18 protein-coding genes are annotated in these 16,651 nt (G+C 42.4%); 6 read left to right on the top strand and 12 right to left on the bottom strand.

What is annotated here, in order from left to right; genetic code table 11:
• Window positions 1–506: 506 nt before the first annotated feature.
• Both ACYQ4S_RS03885 and ACYQ4S_RS03890 read right to left on the bottom strand, forming a co-directional pair.
• On the bottom strand, window positions 507–1,157 hold the full coding sequence (locus tag ACYQ4S_RS03885) for a glycosyltransferase family 32 protein (RefSeq protein ID WP_459769489.1): 651 nt from the start codon (window positions 1,155–1,157) through the stop codon (window positions 507–509).
• A 336-nt stretch (window positions 1,158–1,493) separates the two neighbouring features.
• Window positions 1,494–2,909 (bottom strand): MATE family efflux transporter, encoded by a 1,416-nt coding sequence (locus ACYQ4S_RS03890; protein WP_459769491.1) that lies wholly within the window; start codon window positions 2,907–2,909, stop codon window positions 1,494–1,496.
• Between the two features lie 181 nt (window positions 2,910–3,090).
• On the opposite strand from ACYQ4S_RS03890, the gene ACYQ4S_RS03895 reads away from it, so the two are divergent.
• Entirely contained in the window at window positions 3,091–3,768 is a 678-nt protein-coding gene (locus ACYQ4S_RS03895) for a CAP domain-containing protein (RefSeq protein ID WP_459769493.1), read from the top strand.
• 325 nt (window positions 3,769–4,093) lie between these two features.
• On the opposite strand, the gene ACYQ4S_RS03900 is transcribed toward ACYQ4S_RS03895, so the two are convergent.
• The 5 genes from ACYQ4S_RS03900 to groES form a co-directional block, all read right to left on the bottom strand.
• On the bottom strand, window positions 4,094–4,876 hold the full coding sequence (locus ACYQ4S_RS03900) for a carbon-nitrogen family hydrolase (protein ID WP_346024496.1): 783 nt from the start codon (window positions 4,874–4,876) through the stop codon (window positions 4,094–4,096).
• Window positions 4,877–4,891: 15 nt separating this feature from the next.
• Window positions 4,892–5,425, bottom strand: a complete 534-nt coding sequence (locus tag ACYQ4S_RS03905; protein WP_459769495.1) for a ketopantoate reductase family protein — start codon at window positions 5,423–5,425, stop codon at window positions 4,892–4,894.
• Window positions 5,426–5,806, bottom strand: a complete 381-nt coding sequence (locus tag ACYQ4S_RS03910) for a ketopantoate reductase family protein (protein ID WP_459769497.1) — start codon at window positions 5,804–5,806, stop codon at window positions 5,426–5,428.
• A gap of 339 nt (window positions 5,807–6,145) precedes the next feature.
• Window positions 6,146–7,771: a chaperonin GroEL gene (groL, locus tag ACYQ4S_RS03915; RefSeq protein WP_091266240.1), complete on the bottom strand. Its 1,626-nt coding sequence runs from the start codon at window positions 7,769–7,771 to the stop codon at window positions 6,146–6,148.
• A gap of 52 nt (window positions 7,772–7,823) precedes the next feature.
• Complete coding sequence (gene groES, locus ACYQ4S_RS03920) at window positions 7,824–8,108, bottom strand: co-chaperone GroES (RefSeq protein ID WP_091266237.1); 285 nt, start codon at window positions 8,106–8,108, stop codon at window positions 7,824–7,826.
• A gap of 233 nt (window positions 8,109–8,341) precedes the next feature.
• Between groES and ACYQ4S_RS03925 the strand changes: the two genes are divergently transcribed.
• Window positions 8,342–9,004, top strand: a complete 663-nt coding sequence (locus tag ACYQ4S_RS03925) for a CPBP family intramembrane glutamic endopeptidase (RefSeq protein WP_459769500.1) — start codon at window positions 8,342–8,344, stop codon at window positions 9,002–9,004.
• A gap of 29 nt (window positions 9,005–9,033) precedes the next feature.
• Window positions 9,034–9,243 carry a DUF4305 domain-containing protein gene (locus ACYQ4S_RS03930; protein ID WP_459769502.1) on the top strand — a complete coding sequence of 70 codons (210 nt, stop codon included), beginning with the start codon at window positions 9,034–9,036 and terminating at the stop codon, window positions 9,241–9,243.
• A 55-nt stretch (window positions 9,244–9,298) separates the two neighbouring features.
• Here ACYQ4S_RS03930 and ACYQ4S_RS03935 read toward each other — a convergent pair whose 3' ends face one another.
• A complete protein-coding gene (locus ACYQ4S_RS03935) occupies window positions 9,299–9,994 on the bottom strand; it encodes a redox-sensing transcriptional repressor Rex (protein ID WP_091478158.1) in 696 nt (231 codons plus the stop codon).
• Between the two features lie 368 nt (window positions 9,995–10,362).
• Between ACYQ4S_RS03935 and ACYQ4S_RS03940 the strand changes: the two genes are divergently transcribed.
• Both ACYQ4S_RS03940 and ACYQ4S_RS03945 read left to right on the top strand, forming a co-directional pair.
• On the top strand, window positions 10,363–12,324 hold the full coding sequence (locus ACYQ4S_RS03940) for an ABC-F family ATP-binding cassette domain-containing protein (protein ID WP_459769504.1): 1,962 nt from the start codon (window positions 10,363–10,365) through the stop codon (window positions 12,322–12,324).
• Window positions 12,325–12,378: 54 nt separating this feature from the next.
• The gene (locus ACYQ4S_RS03945) at window positions 12,379–12,825 is read left to right on the top strand and encodes an Lrp/AsnC family transcriptional regulator (protein WP_459769506.1); all 447 of its coding nucleotides are present in this window, start codon (window positions 12,379–12,381) and stop codon (window positions 12,823–12,825) included.
• 647 nt (window positions 12,826–13,472) lie between these two features.
• On the opposite strand, the gene tsaD is transcribed toward ACYQ4S_RS03945, so the two are convergent.
• The 4 genes from tsaD to tsaB are packed head-to-tail and all read right to left on the bottom strand — an operon-like array spanning window position 13,473 to window position 16,279.
• The gene (gene tsaD / locus ACYQ4S_RS03950; protein ID WP_459769508.1) at window positions 13,473–14,483 is read right to left on the bottom strand and encodes a tRNA (adenosine(37)-N6)-threonylcarbamoyltransferase complex transferase subunit TsaD; all 1,011 of its coding nucleotides are present in this window, start codon (window positions 14,481–14,483) and stop codon (window positions 13,473–13,475) included.
• On the bottom strand, window positions 14,473–14,958 hold the full coding sequence (gene rimI / locus ACYQ4S_RS03955; protein ID WP_459769510.1) for a ribosomal protein S18-alanine N-acetyltransferase: 486 nt from the start codon (window positions 14,956–14,958) through the stop codon (window positions 14,473–14,475). The genes tsaD and rimI (ACYQ4S_RS03955) overlap by 11 nt, the downstream gene beginning before the upstream one ends.
• A gap of 15 nt (window positions 14,959–14,973) precedes the next feature.
• Window positions 14,974–15,564: a ribosomal protein S18-alanine N-acetyltransferase gene (gene rimI, locus ACYQ4S_RS03960; protein WP_459769512.1), complete on the bottom strand. Its 591-nt coding sequence runs from the start codon at window positions 15,562–15,564 to the stop codon at window positions 14,974–14,976.
• Window positions 15,551–16,279 carry a tRNA (adenosine(37)-N6)-threonylcarbamoyltransferase complex dimerization subunit type 1 TsaB gene (tsaB, locus tag ACYQ4S_RS03965; protein ID WP_459769514.1) on the bottom strand — a complete coding sequence of 243 codons (729 nt, stop codon included), beginning with the start codon at window positions 16,277–16,279 and terminating at the stop codon, window positions 15,551–15,553. The genes rimI (ACYQ4S_RS03960) and tsaB overlap by 14 nt, the downstream gene beginning before the upstream one ends.
• 168 nt (window positions 16,280–16,447) lie before the next feature.
• On the opposite strand from tsaB, the gene ACYQ4S_RS03970 reads away from it, so the two are divergent.
• Window positions 16,448–16,639, top strand: coding sequence for a CsbD family protein (locus ACYQ4S_RS03970; protein ID WP_459769516.1), 192 nt, complete (start codon window positions 16,448–16,450; stop codon window positions 16,637–16,639).
• Window positions 16,640–16,651: the final 12 nt, after the last annotated feature.

Below are 16,651 nucleotides of genomic sequence, written 5' to 3' on the forward strand. Positions count from 1 at the left end.
CCTTTGTAGCTTGCCAACCTTGTGGTTGTTTTCTGCGTTTGTCATAATGCCTAACCTCCAATCTTCAAAGTATTGATACTGTTCGGTCCTTCGGTACATTTTCCCTACTATGACCTCTGTTCCTGCGGTTACTCGTCACAAAAATATTGGCTGACTTCTCGCCATTCGTTGTTACTACTAAGCGCTGACGAGACCTCCCCGGGTAAGAACGACAACCTTCTGCTCATGTCACTGCTCCATTTACTGTACAGGATTCGGGCAGTATCGGACTTCACTTTGTTTCGCAAGCTCATCCGTCCTGATTCAGCCTTTGTATGAAGTTTCTGTTCGTCAGTGCAAGCATTTGCGTCCGTCTTCCTTCAGATTCCGCCTCACGGCGGACACCCTTGACTTTCGCTAACAGTTCCTACTGCCAAGTCTGTAGTGGACTTTCACCACCAAGTTGTCGCCCATGCCGGGCGCACGAAAAAAGAACCGGAACTCCAAGGTCCCGGCTCGCTTTCTTATTATAACCAGCTTCCAGTAAACTGATGGATGCCGTGTGTGTTTTTTGTAGAATCGATTTCTCTGGTCCAGTAATCTTTAGGAGAGAAATATTCTCTAGGAAAGATGGTGCATCCTTCAACTTCCTGATAGGTATTGTCAGGCATCAGTCCGCGTTCCGTCATGATTTCTGTAATACGGATGACGTTCGTCTTATCATCTCGCGATCCGTCAGGAAGAATGAATTCTCTCCCGTCATAATCATCGTAGAGTTCTTCTATAAATGGATGATGCGGTTCTGCTCCAATGATTCCGGTTGAGATCTCAGTTTCAATTTCAAAACTGAAGAAAGCAGGAAACTTTCGAAATTTGTCGATTGGCTTGATCAGTTCCATATCCGTGTCACAGTAGACCCCACCGTATTCTCTCAAGGCATGTAAACGGGCTACATCAGAAACGAATGCCCATTCTTCTCTTTCATAAGCCTGCTGTGTGTAAATCCCGTGATCCTCAGGGTTGAAATTTGATTCGTCCCACCTCTTGATTTCCCAGTCTGGACAATAACGTTTCCAGCTAGCCAGACACTTCTCTTCCAGCGGACCCAGCTCATTTCCCCCGAACCATGCGTAATGTATAATCTTTGGAATCATTTCATCTTCTCCTTTTGTGCTCATTGTTTTATGAAATTTTCATGAGAACTTTCTATCAGTTTAACAAAAAGCAGAGTGAAAAATCGATCATTAGCTATCGGAGGAATGAAAATACTGGTGTAGAGGGGTTTGACTGACGATTTTTTATAAACTAAAGAGAAAGATTTAATCAAATTCTTGATAGTTTTTCCTTATTGTCTGACTGGATCTGAGGCTATCTGATTTTAGCAAATCCTTCTTTTCTTGTACTCCGCTTTTCAGGCAATAGAAAAACCCGTCTATACTGAACCGGAGAATCCATCAGAAAGGAAACCTTCCTGCGGCAGCTCCATTTCACTAGTAACGGGTTGACCAATTATGTTATCGATTGTCTGTTGCGACCTGTTTCTTCAGAGGCCGTCTTCCAGATTCGAGGTCCAGATCGTCCAATGACTCAATTTTCTTATTGTAAATATAGCGCATGGTGACTAAAGCCAGTACGATCGTTACGCTTTCTGAAATAAGTTTTGACCACCATACAGCATTAACGTCTCCTGTTAAGGACAGAGCATAGGCAACGGGTACAAGGACAATGAACTGACGGATGACCTGTATCCATAGACTGTACATCGGATTGCCCAATGCCTGAAAGACTGAGGCAAGCATGATGCTGACACCCGCAAACACAAAACTTAAGCTGATGATGCGCAGCGCTGCTCGTCCGATCTCAAGCATTTCTCCAGAGGCATTAAATAATGCCAGCAGCTGGTCAGGAAAGACTTGAATAATTAAGGTGCCAAGCAGCATGATTCCTATCCCATAGATTATGGATACCCTAATAGCCTGAGTCAGACGTTCTTTATTCTTAGCACCAAAATTATATGAAACGATAGGGATCATCCCGTTATTCAAACCGAAGACCGGCATGAAAGCAAAGCCTTGGACTCGTATATAGACCCCATAAACTGCGGCTGCTGTAGATGTGAACTGCAGAAGAATATTGTTGAAAATCAAAGTAACAACTGACGTAATCGAGGTCATTACCATTGATGGGACACCAATTGAATAGATGCGCTTGATCACGCTGAAATCAGGACGAAACCCTCTATATTCCATATCCACATCTGAGTTTACTTTGGCATTTATGATAAACGCCATCAGCGCGGAAATCATCTGAGAGAAAACCGTAGCAATGGCTGCACCTCTCACACCCATAGCCGGCATACCCAGCAGTCCAAAAATTAGTATAGGGTCCAGAATAATGTTCAAGATAGCTCCCGACCCTTGAGTAATCATAGTATAAAATGTTCGTCCAGTTGACTGAAGGATTCGTTCATACATAATCTGCATCGTCTTCCCGATCGACAGAGTAGTGATAATGAATGTGTACTCTATTCCATACTCGATAATTTGCGCGTTATCCGTCTGCATTTCAAAAAATGGACGGACTAGGAACAGACCAAAAATGAGGAATATTAAGTAATGGAAGAAAGACAGAAATACTCCATTGTTGGCCGCTGCGCTAGCTAATCCTCTTTTCCCTTCTCCCAGACGTCTGGACAGTTCAGCATTCATCCCAACAGCTGAGCCGATCTGTATTGCAATCATCAGCATCTGCACAGGAAAAGCAAGTGACAGAGCGGCTAGCGCTTCTTCACTAATTTGTGCAACAAACATGCTGTCTATTGCACTATAAAGGGATTGTACAAACATTGACAGCATCATTGGAAGAGACAAAGTCAGGACTAATTTGTTGATCGGCATTGTACCCATTTGTTCAGAATTCATATTTTTCATAGTCGCTACGCTCCTATTTTCATATAACTAACCTTCTGTAAGTAGCTTCTCTATTATACAAAACACCTTGAGTAAAATGAAGCAAATAACATCAGCTTTTTCACAAATAAATCAAACACTTTTTCTTTTTAGTTAATTGGCTTTCTGATACAATACTTTTAGACTAGAAAGGTTGAAAACTATGACATTTATCAGAAAACTGCTTGTACTGACTATAACCTTGATCTTAGGCTTCTGGCTGGGCACATCCGGCATTCTAAATGGAACGACCGTTGGAAACTGGATGAACACCATCGTCAGCTATCTTCCATCTTCGGGAGACTTTGACCGCCTTGATCTGTCATTTGACCAGACCCCTTTTATAAATAATTCATTTACTCTACCCTCTTCCAGTTCTAACGACGAAGAACTGGAAGCTCCTTCCGTTTCCAGTGATCAGGCTAATGATATCGATGTGGACCTTATCGAGAATACTATCATCCGTCTAGTCAATGAACTTCGTGACGAGCAGGGAGTCGGAACGCTGACCAGCAATGATATGCTTCGATCGGCAGCTACCATTCGAGCAATCGAAACAGAGGAACTGTTTTCTCATACACGACCAGACGGGTCTGATGCCTTTGCCGTTTTTGATGAGGAAGGCATTCACTACCCTTACAGAGTCGCCGGTGAAAACTTAGGTATGGCCACTCATTATCTGAGTGATGAAGAAATGGCTGAACTGATTTTTAACGGCTGGGTCGAAAGTGAAGGACATTATGAGAATATGATCCGTCCTGATTTTGAAGAAATTGGAGTCGGGGTACACTATGATGGTGAATATCTTTACGCCACACAGTTGTTTGGAACCCAACGTTAATTGTTCTCTAAAGAATTATGACTTACGACTGGAGAGAATCTTATCTAATATAAAAAAACCGTCGAGTCCTGGATGATTTGTCCGTGGCTCAACGGTTTTTTCCTTTTTAGAGCTCTGATTTTTGGTTTAGATGAATGGGGTGGGTGACTCGGTAAGTTTTCTTCATTGGGTTGGTTCTAAGCCCCGTCTTACAATGCACTCGACAAGCTTTCACACACTCAGTTGGTTCCAAAAGCATTATAAAGTGAAAGCACCGAGAATCCGCCTTAACGATAACTGCTCATTACTTACAATGCTTTCAGCTGGCGCCTAGTCAGCTTCCGCCTTATTTATATAAATCAGGGCGTCTGTCTCTGAAGACCCCAATATCATCCCGTACCGTACGCAGTTGTGACAAATCAAGATCAGCTGTCAGTATTAATTCATCTTCTCCTGAGCCAGCCAGCACTTGTCCTAGTGGATCATATATAGTTGAGTGTCCGCAGAACGACAGTTGATCTGTTTTTCCGACACTATTTACACCCACAACAAAAAACTGGTTTTCGATTGCCCTAGCTTTAAGCAGTGCCTGCCAAACTTCTGATCTCGGGTGGGGCCAGGCTGCAGGAACAAATAAGATTTCTACCTCTTTTAAAGCCATCATTCTTATCCACTCTACAAACCTTAAATCATAACAAGTCGCAACGCCTATTGTTACACCATCCAATTCAAAGATACCTAGCTTGTTTCCTGATTCAAATACAGTATGCTCATCTGCAGGTGAAAAGAGATGGACTTTATCGTACGCATGCACCAAAGTCCCTTCCCTGTCAAAGCTGTAACTTGTGTTGTAGTAGCCGCCATCTTTCTTGACAGCAACTGAGCCACCGACGATGTTGATTTGATACTTGCGTGCCAATTTACTCAGAAAACTTTGGGTGTCATGCCCTTCCTCGTCTGCAGTAGCACTCATATTGTCAGGAAAGAATGATACATTCCACATTTCGGGAAGAACGATGGTACCCGGCTTACTAGACTCCACAGCTTCTTCAATCAACTTACTGATTCTGTCCCTGTTTTTATCAGGATCATTAAATGCTACATCCATTTGAATCGCACTGACCTTCACACTGTTTCCTCCTCATTAGTACTCCGCTTCGATTTTCTGAACTTCTTCATATAAATAACGATTGACTGGACAATCCAGATCAGACTCTTCGGCCTTTTTCAGAATAGTTCCTGAAAACAGCTCCACTTCTGATAGACGCTTGGCTAGGCCATCCTGTCTCATTGAGGGCATGCCATCCGAATCTACGGTGTCTATAATGTCGAAAGCCTTTTGTACATGTTCGTGTTCCAGACTGACCCCCTCTGCTTGAGCAATCTCTACTACTTCCTCCATGGCGGATCTCGCCTGATCATGATATTCCCCGCCTGTTTGAACACCACCAAAATTCGATTGGTTGACCATGACCACCTGGTTTACGCCAACGTTCATCATGAACTTCTCCCAAATTTTCAAAGTAATATCTTCCTCGACTGCATAAGGAAACTGAGCTTCCTCAAAGATCGACTTAACTGCATCCAGTCTTTTCTGTTTATCTGGACTGTCCACTCCAATCTGGAGCCAGCCTTTTACTTTGGACCGGACATCCTGACCATCTCGTGTTGCATCCATTCATATCGCTACCGTAGGAATAATTTTTTCATGACCAAACTCACACCCAAGGATACCCTCGCTGGAAATTCCATTGATTAACGATAGGATTGTAGACTCTTCTCCTACTTGATTTTTCATAGATTCCAGTGCGCTGTCAAGTGCCAGCGATTTCGTGCAGACTATGATCAGATCTGCAGGTGTACTCTTTTCGGATTCTAAAACGTAATTGAAATCGCACGGGACACCGTTTAATGTCACTCCGTCACTTTCATATTTTTTCTTTCTTCCTTCATTTACTATCACTCTTACACGATCTTTTCCCAAAGCTTCTGACAAGTGCTGTCCATACAACACACCCAGAGCCCCTAATCCAACTATAGAAACTGTCTTCTCATTCATAACAAATCTCCCCGTATACTCATGTAAATTATTTTACTATCTTATCATATAATCAGACTAATTCAGACTTTAATTAAGCGGATCGCAGTAACAGGTCTATCCGGTCTGATCGAAATGGTCTTTTCATTAGGTCAGAGCTTCATGAGACAAGCGCCAATCTAACGTACCAGCTCAAGGGGAGTCATTCAAACCTCAAAGTTTAAACGTTCCTATAGTGAATACTGCTTATAAGAGTACAACCAAAAAAAGCAGGAAAAGCATAGAGAGATCTCCAGCTTTTCCTGCTTCTATTGCTTTCATTATGTGTCTGACGACACGACAGCAGATTATTGACTTTACTTACATCATGCCGCCCATTCCGCTTGGATCCATTCCACCAGCAGGTCCATCATTTTCAGATGGGATTTCTGCTACAGCAGCTTCTGTCGTTAGTAATAGCGCTGAAACAGATGCTGCATTTTGTAACGCTGAACGGGTTACTTTAGTTGGGTCGATGATACCCGCTTGTACCATGTTGACCATTTCACCTGTTGCTGCATTGAATCCAATGCCAGGCTCAACGTGTTTCAGACGTTCAACAATAACACTTCCGTCCAGACCAGCATTTGAAGCGATCTGACGAACAGGTTCTTCCAGTGCACGAAGGACGATTTTCACACCAGTTGCTTCGTCACCTTCAAGATCGATCGTTTCCAGTTTATCCAGAATGTTGATATAAGCTGTTCCACCACCGGCGATGACACCTTCTTCAACTGCAGCACGTGCAGCATTCAATGCATCTTCGATACGCAGTTTACGTTCTTTAATTTCAGTTTCAGTCGCTGCTCCGACTTTAATGACTGCAACGCCGCCTGCCATTTTAGCAATGCGTTCCTGCAGTTTTTCACGGTCGAATTCAGAGTTTGTTTCTTCAGCTTGAGCACGAAGCATCGCCACACGCTGTTCGATGTTCTCTTTTTCGCCAGCACCTTCAACAACAGTTGTGTGGTCTTTAGTTACAACAACTTTTCCTGCAGTACCCAGCTGATCGATCGTCACATCTTTAAGGTCCAGCCCAAGATCACTTGTGATGACTGTTCCGTTTGTCAAAATAGCGATGTCTTCCAGCATACCTTTACGACGGTCACCGAATCCCGGCGCTTTAACAGCTACAACGTTAAGCGTTCCGCGAATCTTGTTCAATACAAGTGTAGGCAGTGCTTCTCCTTCGATATCGTCTGCAATGATCAGAAGTGGACGATTCTGCTGCATGATATTTTCAAGAACAGGAAGGATTTCCTGTACTGAAGAAATCTTCTTGTCTGTAATCAGAATGTAAGGATTATCCAAGTTTGCTTCCATTTTCTCGTTATCCGTTACCATGTACTGAGACAGGTAGCCGCGATCGAACTGCATTCCTTCAACAACATCCAGTTCAGTTTCAATTCCTTGAGATTCCTCTATTGTGATAACGCCGTCGCTTCCCACACGTTCCATCGCATCTGCAAGCAACTTACCGATCTCTTCGTCGCCAGATGAGATTGCAGCAATTTGCGCGATAGACTCTTTGTCTTCTACTTTAGTAGAGATGTCATGTAGAGCTTCGACTGCTTTTTTAGTTGCCAGTTCGATTCCGCGACGGATGCCTACAGGGTTAGCGCCTGCAGTCACGTTTTTCATTCCTTCATTGACGATTGCCTGGGTTAGAACAGTCGCAGTAGTTGTTCCGTCACCTGCGATATCGTTTGTTTTGCTTGCTACTTCAGCAACAAGCTGAGCACCCATATTTTCGAATTTGTCATCCAGTTCAATTTCCTTTGCGATGGTCACCCCATCATTAGTGATTTGAGGTGCGCCGAAAGATTTGTCCAAGATAACATTTCTACCTTTTGGTCCCAATGTCACTTTAACTGTATCAGCTAGTTTATCTACGCCACGCAGCATTGCTGCACGTGCATTTTCAGAAAATTTGATTTCTTTAGCCATGGTAATAATCGCTCCTTCAATATTATTTTTTTTAATGAATCAGTGGTTCAAATTAGTCAACGATTGCAATAATGTCTGTATCTTTAACTACTAGATAATCGGTTCCTTCATACTTGATTTCAGAACCGGCATACTTTTCAAAGATAACCTGATCGCCGACAGAAACTGATACGTCAGCTCGGCTTCCGTTATCAAGAAGTTTTCCGTCTCCAACAGCTACAACCACTGCTGACTGCGGCTTCTCTTTTGCTGAATCAGGTAAAACTAATCCGCTTGCAGTTTTCTCTTCTTCTTTCTTCACTTCAAGAAGTACACGATTTCCTAAAGGTTTTAACATGATGCAATCCCTCCAAAATAGTAGTTTTAATTTTTCACTAAAGATATAGTGAGATGTGAGTGTTAGCACTCTCGACCTCCGAGTGCTAACTACATTACCTAGTATATTCAAAACTGTGATTTCTTGCAAGTCCTAACTTTAATTTTTTTTGAAAAATTTACCCGGTGGAAAACGGCTGGTTTTTGTGTTAAATTACTATATATTGTGGGAATATCAATTAAAGGATGAACAACATGTCAGTTAATGAAATAAATAAAAAAGCGGCTATTAACATGATCAGCTTGTTTCTTGCCGTGCAGCTTGTCTCTGCTGTAATCCCTCTCTTCTTACCTGAAGACATAGGGATTGTTGGGTTTCTTCTCCCTTCCATGGTGCTGTTTGCAATAGGCGCTATAGGCATGATCGTGATTGAGAGAAGAAAGCAGATGAGATTTGAATTCGAAGAGCGTTTCAGTCATAATCCTGTCAGAATTCTCTTATGGGGGCTGATCGGGATGTTTATCGCTATAGTCGTGCAGTCCTTCGCAAGTATTATTGAAGTAAACTTTCTGGGCTCTTCTATGGAGTCTGAAAACACTCAGTTTCTGATGGAAGTGGTTAGAAATTATCCGTTCTTTCTTCTCCTAGTTGGAGTAGCAGGGCCAGTAATGGAGGAATTTGTTTTCAGAAAAGCAATTTTTGGTCTTCTGATTGATCGGATTGGCGGCATTGGAGCTGCAGTCATAAGTTCACTGCTCTTTGCATTCATTCACTTTGACGGTCTGCTCCTAGTGTATTCTTCAATGGGACTGGTCTTTGCCTGGTTGTACTTTAAAACTAAAAACATATGGACACCAATTCTGGCACATTGTCTGATGAATGTGGCAGCTGTCCTGATCAACTTGTACTTTTCTTAAAAAGACGAGTAGTGTAGAAAGGATTTATAATGACAGAAAAACAAATCATGTTTCAAATTGCATTTAAGTATATTTTCTTCCTGTTGTTCATGTTCTTTACGATCGATTCAGTCGACAGCAGTGGATGGGGTTTTTTCTCTTTCTTATTTGCTCTCTTCGCTACAAAAGACTTTGTACAGGGTACAAGAATGGCTGCAGCGTATCTTCGCATCAAAAAAAGTAAAAATAACAGCAAATAAAAAAAATCTTCAAAGCTTACAGACCCAATCAAGGTCAGCTTTGAAGATTTTCTTTTTATTCATTATAAAATAAGTCGTTTAAGGGATTGTCATCTTCTTCAGGTTCAGTCTTCTGATCAAAGTCCTGGTAATAATTGATGAAGTAAATCAGTGTCTGCAATTCGTTTGTCAGGTCAACGTTGTGTACTCTGACTTCTTTTGGCACAGTCACACGGATTGGGGTGAAGTTCATAATACCTCTAACTCCGCCTTTGACCAGTTTATCCGCCATCTCCTGAGCTATTTCAGAAGGTACCGTGAGAATAGCTACATCGATCTGCTGCATTTCAAGCTGATCGACCATTTCATTGATATCGTAAATAGGTACGCCCTGGTGGATCGTTCCAATCAAATCATCTTTCACATCAAATCCGGCACTGATACGGATATTGTTGTTTCTGCGAAAATTATAGTTTAGCAAGGCTTGTCCAAGGTTACCGACACCAATCAATGCAACATTGGTCAAACGGTCCTGATTCAGTGTTTTACTGAAAAAATTCATTAAAGCTTCTACATCGTACCCGTAGCCTCTTTTACCTAAAGCTCCGAAATACGAGAAATCACGTCTGATTGTTGCACTATCCACTTTAACTGCTTCACTTAATTTAGCTGATGACACACGTTCTTTACCTGCCTCGTATAGGAAACGCAAATAGCGGTAATATAATGGCAGTCTGCGTGCAGTAGCTTTCGGGATTTTCTTATCAGCCATTGTCATTCTCCTCGTCTCAATTCATTTAATAAACAGCTTCTCTGGATCTTATCAAACTTTTCCAAAGGTGTATCTTTTCTTACCTTGTGTATTCATTCACAAACTTACATAGGATACCATTTTATATTATACCACTAATCCCAGTAAAATAAAGTAAATCGGGTCTGAATTTGTTAAATATTTCAATAATATTCAATAATTAATCGTTTATTATTGAACAAGTTTCGGAGAATGTAAAAAAGGGAACAAGCCTAAATCGTCCTCTGTCTGAGCCTTGCAGGTTTTTCAATTAGACTAGTTTATTCCTGCTCCTGTATGCTAAACTGTTAGATATTGACAGATGACTAGGTTAGAAAATGAGGAATAGTATGATACTTTTACACACGCAAAAAATAGCAAGACATTTCGGTGCTGAAACACTTTTCGATAATGTTAGCATGGAAATAAAGGAAAATGCCAGAATTGGTCTGGTGGGTAGAAATGGTGCCGGTAAAACGACCCTTCTTAACATCCTTTCTGGAAGAGAAGAACCGGATGAAGGCACCGTTCATAAGAAAAAAAACTGTACTATCGGCTATCTTGATCAGCATACCGGTCTGGAATCTGATCTGACTATCTGGGAAGAGATGGATAAACTAACCGAACCTATTAAACAGATAGAAAGAGAAATGCATGCTATCGAGCATAAATTAAGTGATGATTCTATCGATAAGCAGTCTGATAGCTATACGGATCTTTTGTCCAGGTATGATTTTCTGCAGCAGTCATTCAGGGAACATAACGGGTATGGCATCGAAAGCGAGATCCGTTCAGTACTTCATGGCTTCCGATATTACCCGGAAGATTATGATACACCTATAGCAAATTTGTCAGGGGGGCAGAAAACCCGACTTGCGCTGGCCAAACTTCTTCTTGAGAAAAAGGACCTTCTTATTTTAGATGAGCCGACCAACCATTTGGATATAGACACATTATCATGGCTGGAAAGTTACCTCCAGAATTATTCCAAGGCTCTTCTCATTGTTTCCCATGATCGGTATTTTCTGGATAAAGTCGTCAAAAATATATACGAAGTCAGTAGAGGCTCTGTAGAAAATTACCCGGGAAACTATTCGAATTATCTGAAACAGAAAGCTGAAAAAATCAAGCGTGAATGGAAAGTCTTCGAGAAGCAGCAGAAGAAAATGGCTAAACTGGAAGACTTTGTTAACCGCAACCTGGTCCGTGCTTCTACAACGAAAAGAGCCCAGGCTAGAAGGAAACAGCTTGAGAAGATGGATCCATTGGACAAGCCTCAAGGTGATGAAAAAAGTGCGCATTTCCAGTTCATTCCTGAACGAACTTCTGGTCAGGTCGTGCTTCAGACAGCTGATTTGACAATCGGATACGATTCGATTCCATTGTCCGAACATATCAATCTCGATATCCGCAAGGAAGATTCCATTGCAGTGGTAGGTCCTAACGGGGTAGGTAAAACTACTCTCCTGAAGACACTTTATAAATTGATTCCTTCAATCAGCGGAGAAATAAAGTATGGAACGAAAGTCGATATGGGGTATTACGATCAGGAACAGACAACTTTAAATGACAAGAAGTCTGTACTGGATGAGGTCTGGGATGACCATCCACTGCTGTCTGAGCAATCTGTGCGAACCTTGCTAGGATCCTTTCTATTCAGCGGGGAAGACGTCGATAAATCCATTTTTTCTTTAAGCGGTGGCGAGAAAGCCAGAGTTGCTCTGGCAAAACTAGCTCTCGAAAAAAACAATACACTCTTGCTTGATGAGCCGACTAACCACCTGGACATTGATTCAAAGGAAGTACTTGAGAATGCTCTGATCGATTTTGAAGGCACTTTGCTATTCGTCTCCCATGACCGCTACTTCATCAACAGGCTGGCTACAAAAGTCATTGAACTATCGGAAAAAGGAGCTACACTTTATTTAGGTGATTATGACTATTACCTTCAGAAAAAGGCTGAACTTGAGGCAATTGAGTCCATCGATTCTTCAAGTGACCTTACTGACACGACTGGTTCTCACTCTTTAGACAGCACGTCCGACCAGACCGCCAAACTGTCATTTGAAGCACAGAAAGAGCGTCAGAAAAAGGAGCGGAAACTCACTAGAGAAATTGAGCGAATCGAAAAGGAGCTCGAAGATTTGGAGGCTGCACTGCTGAAGATTCAGCACGAACTCAGCCAGCCGGAAACTTTCTCTGACAGTGTCAAAACAGAACGGTTATCTAATGAAAATGAGGCCCTTACCAGCAAGCAGGAAAATCTGCTGATTGAATGGGAATCACTGCATGATACGTTGGACAACCTGTAAAACGGACAAAAAGATACCTTAACTAGTCTCAACTGCGGAAAAGAGGATATGACTATGGATCAAATGGATTTGAAAATACTGCAGATTCTGCAGGAAAACGCCCGCGCATCTTTAAAAGAAATAGCCAGTGAGACCTATCTTTCCTCCCCTGCTATTTCTAATCGGATAGCTAAGCTTGAAAAAGAAGGATTTATCGATAAATACATGGCTCGAGTCAATTTAAAAAAACTCGGCTATCACATACAGGCATTCATTCAGCTTGACTTAAGCCCGAACCAGAAGAAGGATTTCTACCCTTACATCGAACATGTGCCTAATGTACTGGAGTGCAACTGTGTAACTGGCGATTTCTCGATGCTTATCAAAGTATCCTATCCAACAACTACAGAACTGGATGATTTCATCAACGACCTGCAGCAGTTCGGTAAGACCTATACACAGATTGTATTTTCTACTCCAGTTCCAACAAGAGGCCTGACCCTGCACGATTTTGACGAATAAGCTCTAAGAAAAAAGAGTGAAGTTGGAGTTGTTTTACGCCACATATCACACAAGCAATGAGGATTATCTGTTTAAGATGGGGACTCATTGCTTTTTTCTGTCCCTACGAGTACTAGCTGTGCTGGAGTCCGAAATTTACTAAGCAAACTAGAGTAGTCTGGTGATATTTTTAATTTATGACAACGGATTGCTAATCTATTGGTCAATTAGTGACCACTCAAGTGCTGCTGACTCAACGAGTAGGCAATTGTCGGTCATTTAATGCCCACTCAAATCTTAATGCTTGACCAGCGGGCAATTGTTTACCATTTAGTGCCCACTCAAACTTTACTCCTCAATGAGTGGGCACTAGTTTACTATTTAATGCCCATTCAAACTCTACATCTCAGCCAGTGGACAATAGTTGGTTATGCGTCTACTAAAGTAGACCATATCCATTCAAATATCCCTCTCAAAGTAGCGAAATTTATTTGCTCAGTTAAAAACTCCCTATGTAGCCCTTAAAAATGTAGCGACTGAAACTCAGTCGCTTCCTCTCGATATTAAAAATAGAATAAATAAGTAAAAAACCGTCGAGTCAGAACAGCTGACTCAACGGCGCAAAATTCATTTTTATTAAATTGCTTCTCGGTAAAAATCAGATATCATTACACTGACAAGCCCGGCTGTCCATTTAACGTAAAGTCCGAGTATTCCTCTTTTTCCAGCTGAACGAACGCTGCGGCACCGATCATCGCCGCATTGTCTCCACATAAATTCAGAGGTGGGATGAGCAGTTCGACACCTGGCAGTTCCTTTCGTACAGCTTCTTCCAGTGATGTGCGCAGACCTTTATTGGCCGCAACACCTCCGGCCAGAACAAGCTGTTTTACCTTTTTATCCTTCGCCGCTCGTATCGTCTTGTCGACCAGCACATCCACTACTGCTGCCTGAAAACTTGCTGCCAGATCGTTCACATCCATCTCCTCTCCCTTTTGTCGGGCATTATGGACGGTATTGATAAAGGAACTTTTCAGCCCACTGAAGCTGAAGTCGTAATTGTCTTCCTGAATCATCGCTCGCGGGAAGTCATAGGTGTCTTCTCCCTGATGAGCCATTTCATCAATATGCTTACCTCCAGGATATGGCACACCAATTACCCGACCAATCTTATCGTAGGCTTCTCCTGCCGCATCGTCTCGTGTTTCTCCAACAATTTCAAAGGAGTCCGGTCCAGACATATAAATCAGCTCAGTATGTCCCCCGCTCGCAACTAGTGACAACAGAGGGAAAGTCAGACCGGAAACCAGCTGGTTCGCAAAAATATGGCCTTTAATATGGTTAACTGCAATCAGCGGAAGATCATGAGCAAATGCGATTGCTTTTGCTGCATTGACACCAATCAGCAGCGCACCGACCAGTCCCGGGCCTTCTGTTACGGCTACTGCATCAAGATCCGCATAAGACACGCCGGCCTCTTTCATTGCTTCTTCTATAATCAACGTAATCTGCTCCACGTGGTGGCGGCTGGCAATTTCCGGGACGACCCCTCCGAAGCGCTGATGGCTTTTAATTTGTGAGGCGACGATGTTTGACAGGATCGTGTCTCCATTCTGAATCACTGCTGCACTCGTTTCGTCACAACTTGTTTCAATAGCTAATATCAGCTTATTCGTCATCTTTTTCCTTCTTTCTAATATCACATATCATAATTATTGCATCTTCTTCAGGTTCATTATAGTATCTTTTTCTCCTGGAGATTTCCTTGAACTGATGGGCGACATAAAAATTCCGGGCTGTAAAGTTAGATTCTCTGACTTCGAGAAAAAGAATCTTAACCCCATTTGCGCGGCAGTGTGTTTTATAGGCTTCAATCAATTGAGATGCTACTCTCTGATTCTGAAAGGCTGGTTCTACTGCAATAGAGTAAACTTCAGCTTCATCAAGAATAATCTTCCCACCGACATAACCCACTGGCTGTTCCTCAATTTCCGCTATGAAAAATGTCAGGTCAGATCGGGTTACCGTTTGTTCATACTCTTCTTCTGTCCAAGGTGACCCATGGGCAAATGCCTCTTCTGCTAGTCTATAGAAGTCATGCCCCAATTCTTCATCTGTCTGATACAGACGGACCCTGACCTTTCTGTTTTCCATAAGCGGTGCCTCTTTCTATTTCTGTTCATCAGTTAACTGCTTGACTCTAAAACTCATTTCCAGAGCATCTTCATGATCGTTAGCATAGTAATTTTTCTTTATTCGACCTTTTTCAAATCCAAGCGTGGTATAAAGACTCTGTGCTGTCTCATTAGAGACTCTTACTTCCAGAGTAACCTCTGAAATCTCTTCTTTTTCCGCGATCTTGATTATCTCTCTCAGTAAATACGTCGCGATTCCTTTGTTCTGATAATCTGGGACAGTTGCGATGTTTGTAATATGTGCTTCCTGTCCAACGACCCAGGCTCCAACAAACGCGACGGCTTCTTCCTCTTCATAGACTACAATGTAAAAAGCATTTTTATTGTACCTTATTTCGTGTAAGATCGCCGACCTGTTCCATGGTGTCTGTCCGTTGTAGCACCTTTTTTCAATCATGAGAATACTGTTGACATCCTCTTCTTTTGCAATTCGGCTGCTTAAAAACCGTTCATCAGAAAGTGGATAGAAAGGCTGATCCAGTCTGATTCGTGCAGCTATTGGAACGAATGTCCGTGTAGTCGTCTTTGTAACTCTGTCGGAAAACCAGTCTTTAAAGTTTCTCAATCCACCCGCCTCCTTGGGCATGTTCAGGATGGGCGTCCATCCAGTTCTGTTCGGCTTCAGCGCGTTTCAGGTATTCGGGTTCAAATAAATGGGCCGGCTCAGGTTGATGATATTGACCGAGTTCAATTGCTACACTCGCTCTAGGATAGTGACGACTGGAGGGGAGTGTAATGAGACGGTCGCCAAGCTTTGACTTGAATGTTTCAAAATGACGGGCAGCATCCTGTCCGACCAGCTGGACCGTTCCTTCCAGCGTACTCAGATAGGCAGCCCAGGTTTCCGCAGAGATATGAGTGTCGTTTTCTACTGCAGAGAACCCAGTGTTTTCATATTTATATAGCCCTGTATAGATGTTTCCTCTTCTTGCATCGAATACAGGAACGATAAAGCTGTCGGGAACTCTCTCACCATTCCCTGCCAGAATATGCAGACTGGAAAGACCAACGAGCTCGGCATTCAGACTATAAGCCAGTGTCTTTGCGACGGTCACTCCGATTCTTACTCCTGTATATGAACCCGGGCCTCTGGCGACGACCACTCGTTCAATGTCCTGTGGTTTCCATCCCGCTTCGCTGACCAGCTCTTCTATGGCCGGCATCAGTTGAACGCTATGATTTCTTTTAATATTTACTGTCTTTTCCAAAACTAGTTCAGTTCCATCAGTTAATGCAACAGACATCACCTGGTTGGACGTGTCGATCCCGAGAGTTTTCATTCTACAGCTCCTCAATCTCTATCTATTTAAATTTAGTTTAGCACATTTTGTGTGTCTTGAGAAACGAATCAGTGTGTGACAAATCGTTTCTTTTGAATTATTCCCGCATACTACTTACAATGAGATTAAAATTAAAACTATATTATCAATTGAAAGGTGGAGAAGCAAATGGATGAAAATAAAGACAGTTTGAAGCATAAAGCTAAAGGTGCCAAAGATAAAGCAGTTGGTGGACTAAAAGATTCTTTCGGTGATGCGACCGACGACAAAGGAAAACAAGCTGAAGGGAAAGCTCAGAAAGCTAAAGGGCACGGTCATGATGCAGTTGGAGACGCTAAAGAAGACAACGATAGAGACTGATCATTAACAGTT

The sequence above is a fragment of the Alkalibacterium sp. s-m-28 genome (genome assembly GCF_054658175.1).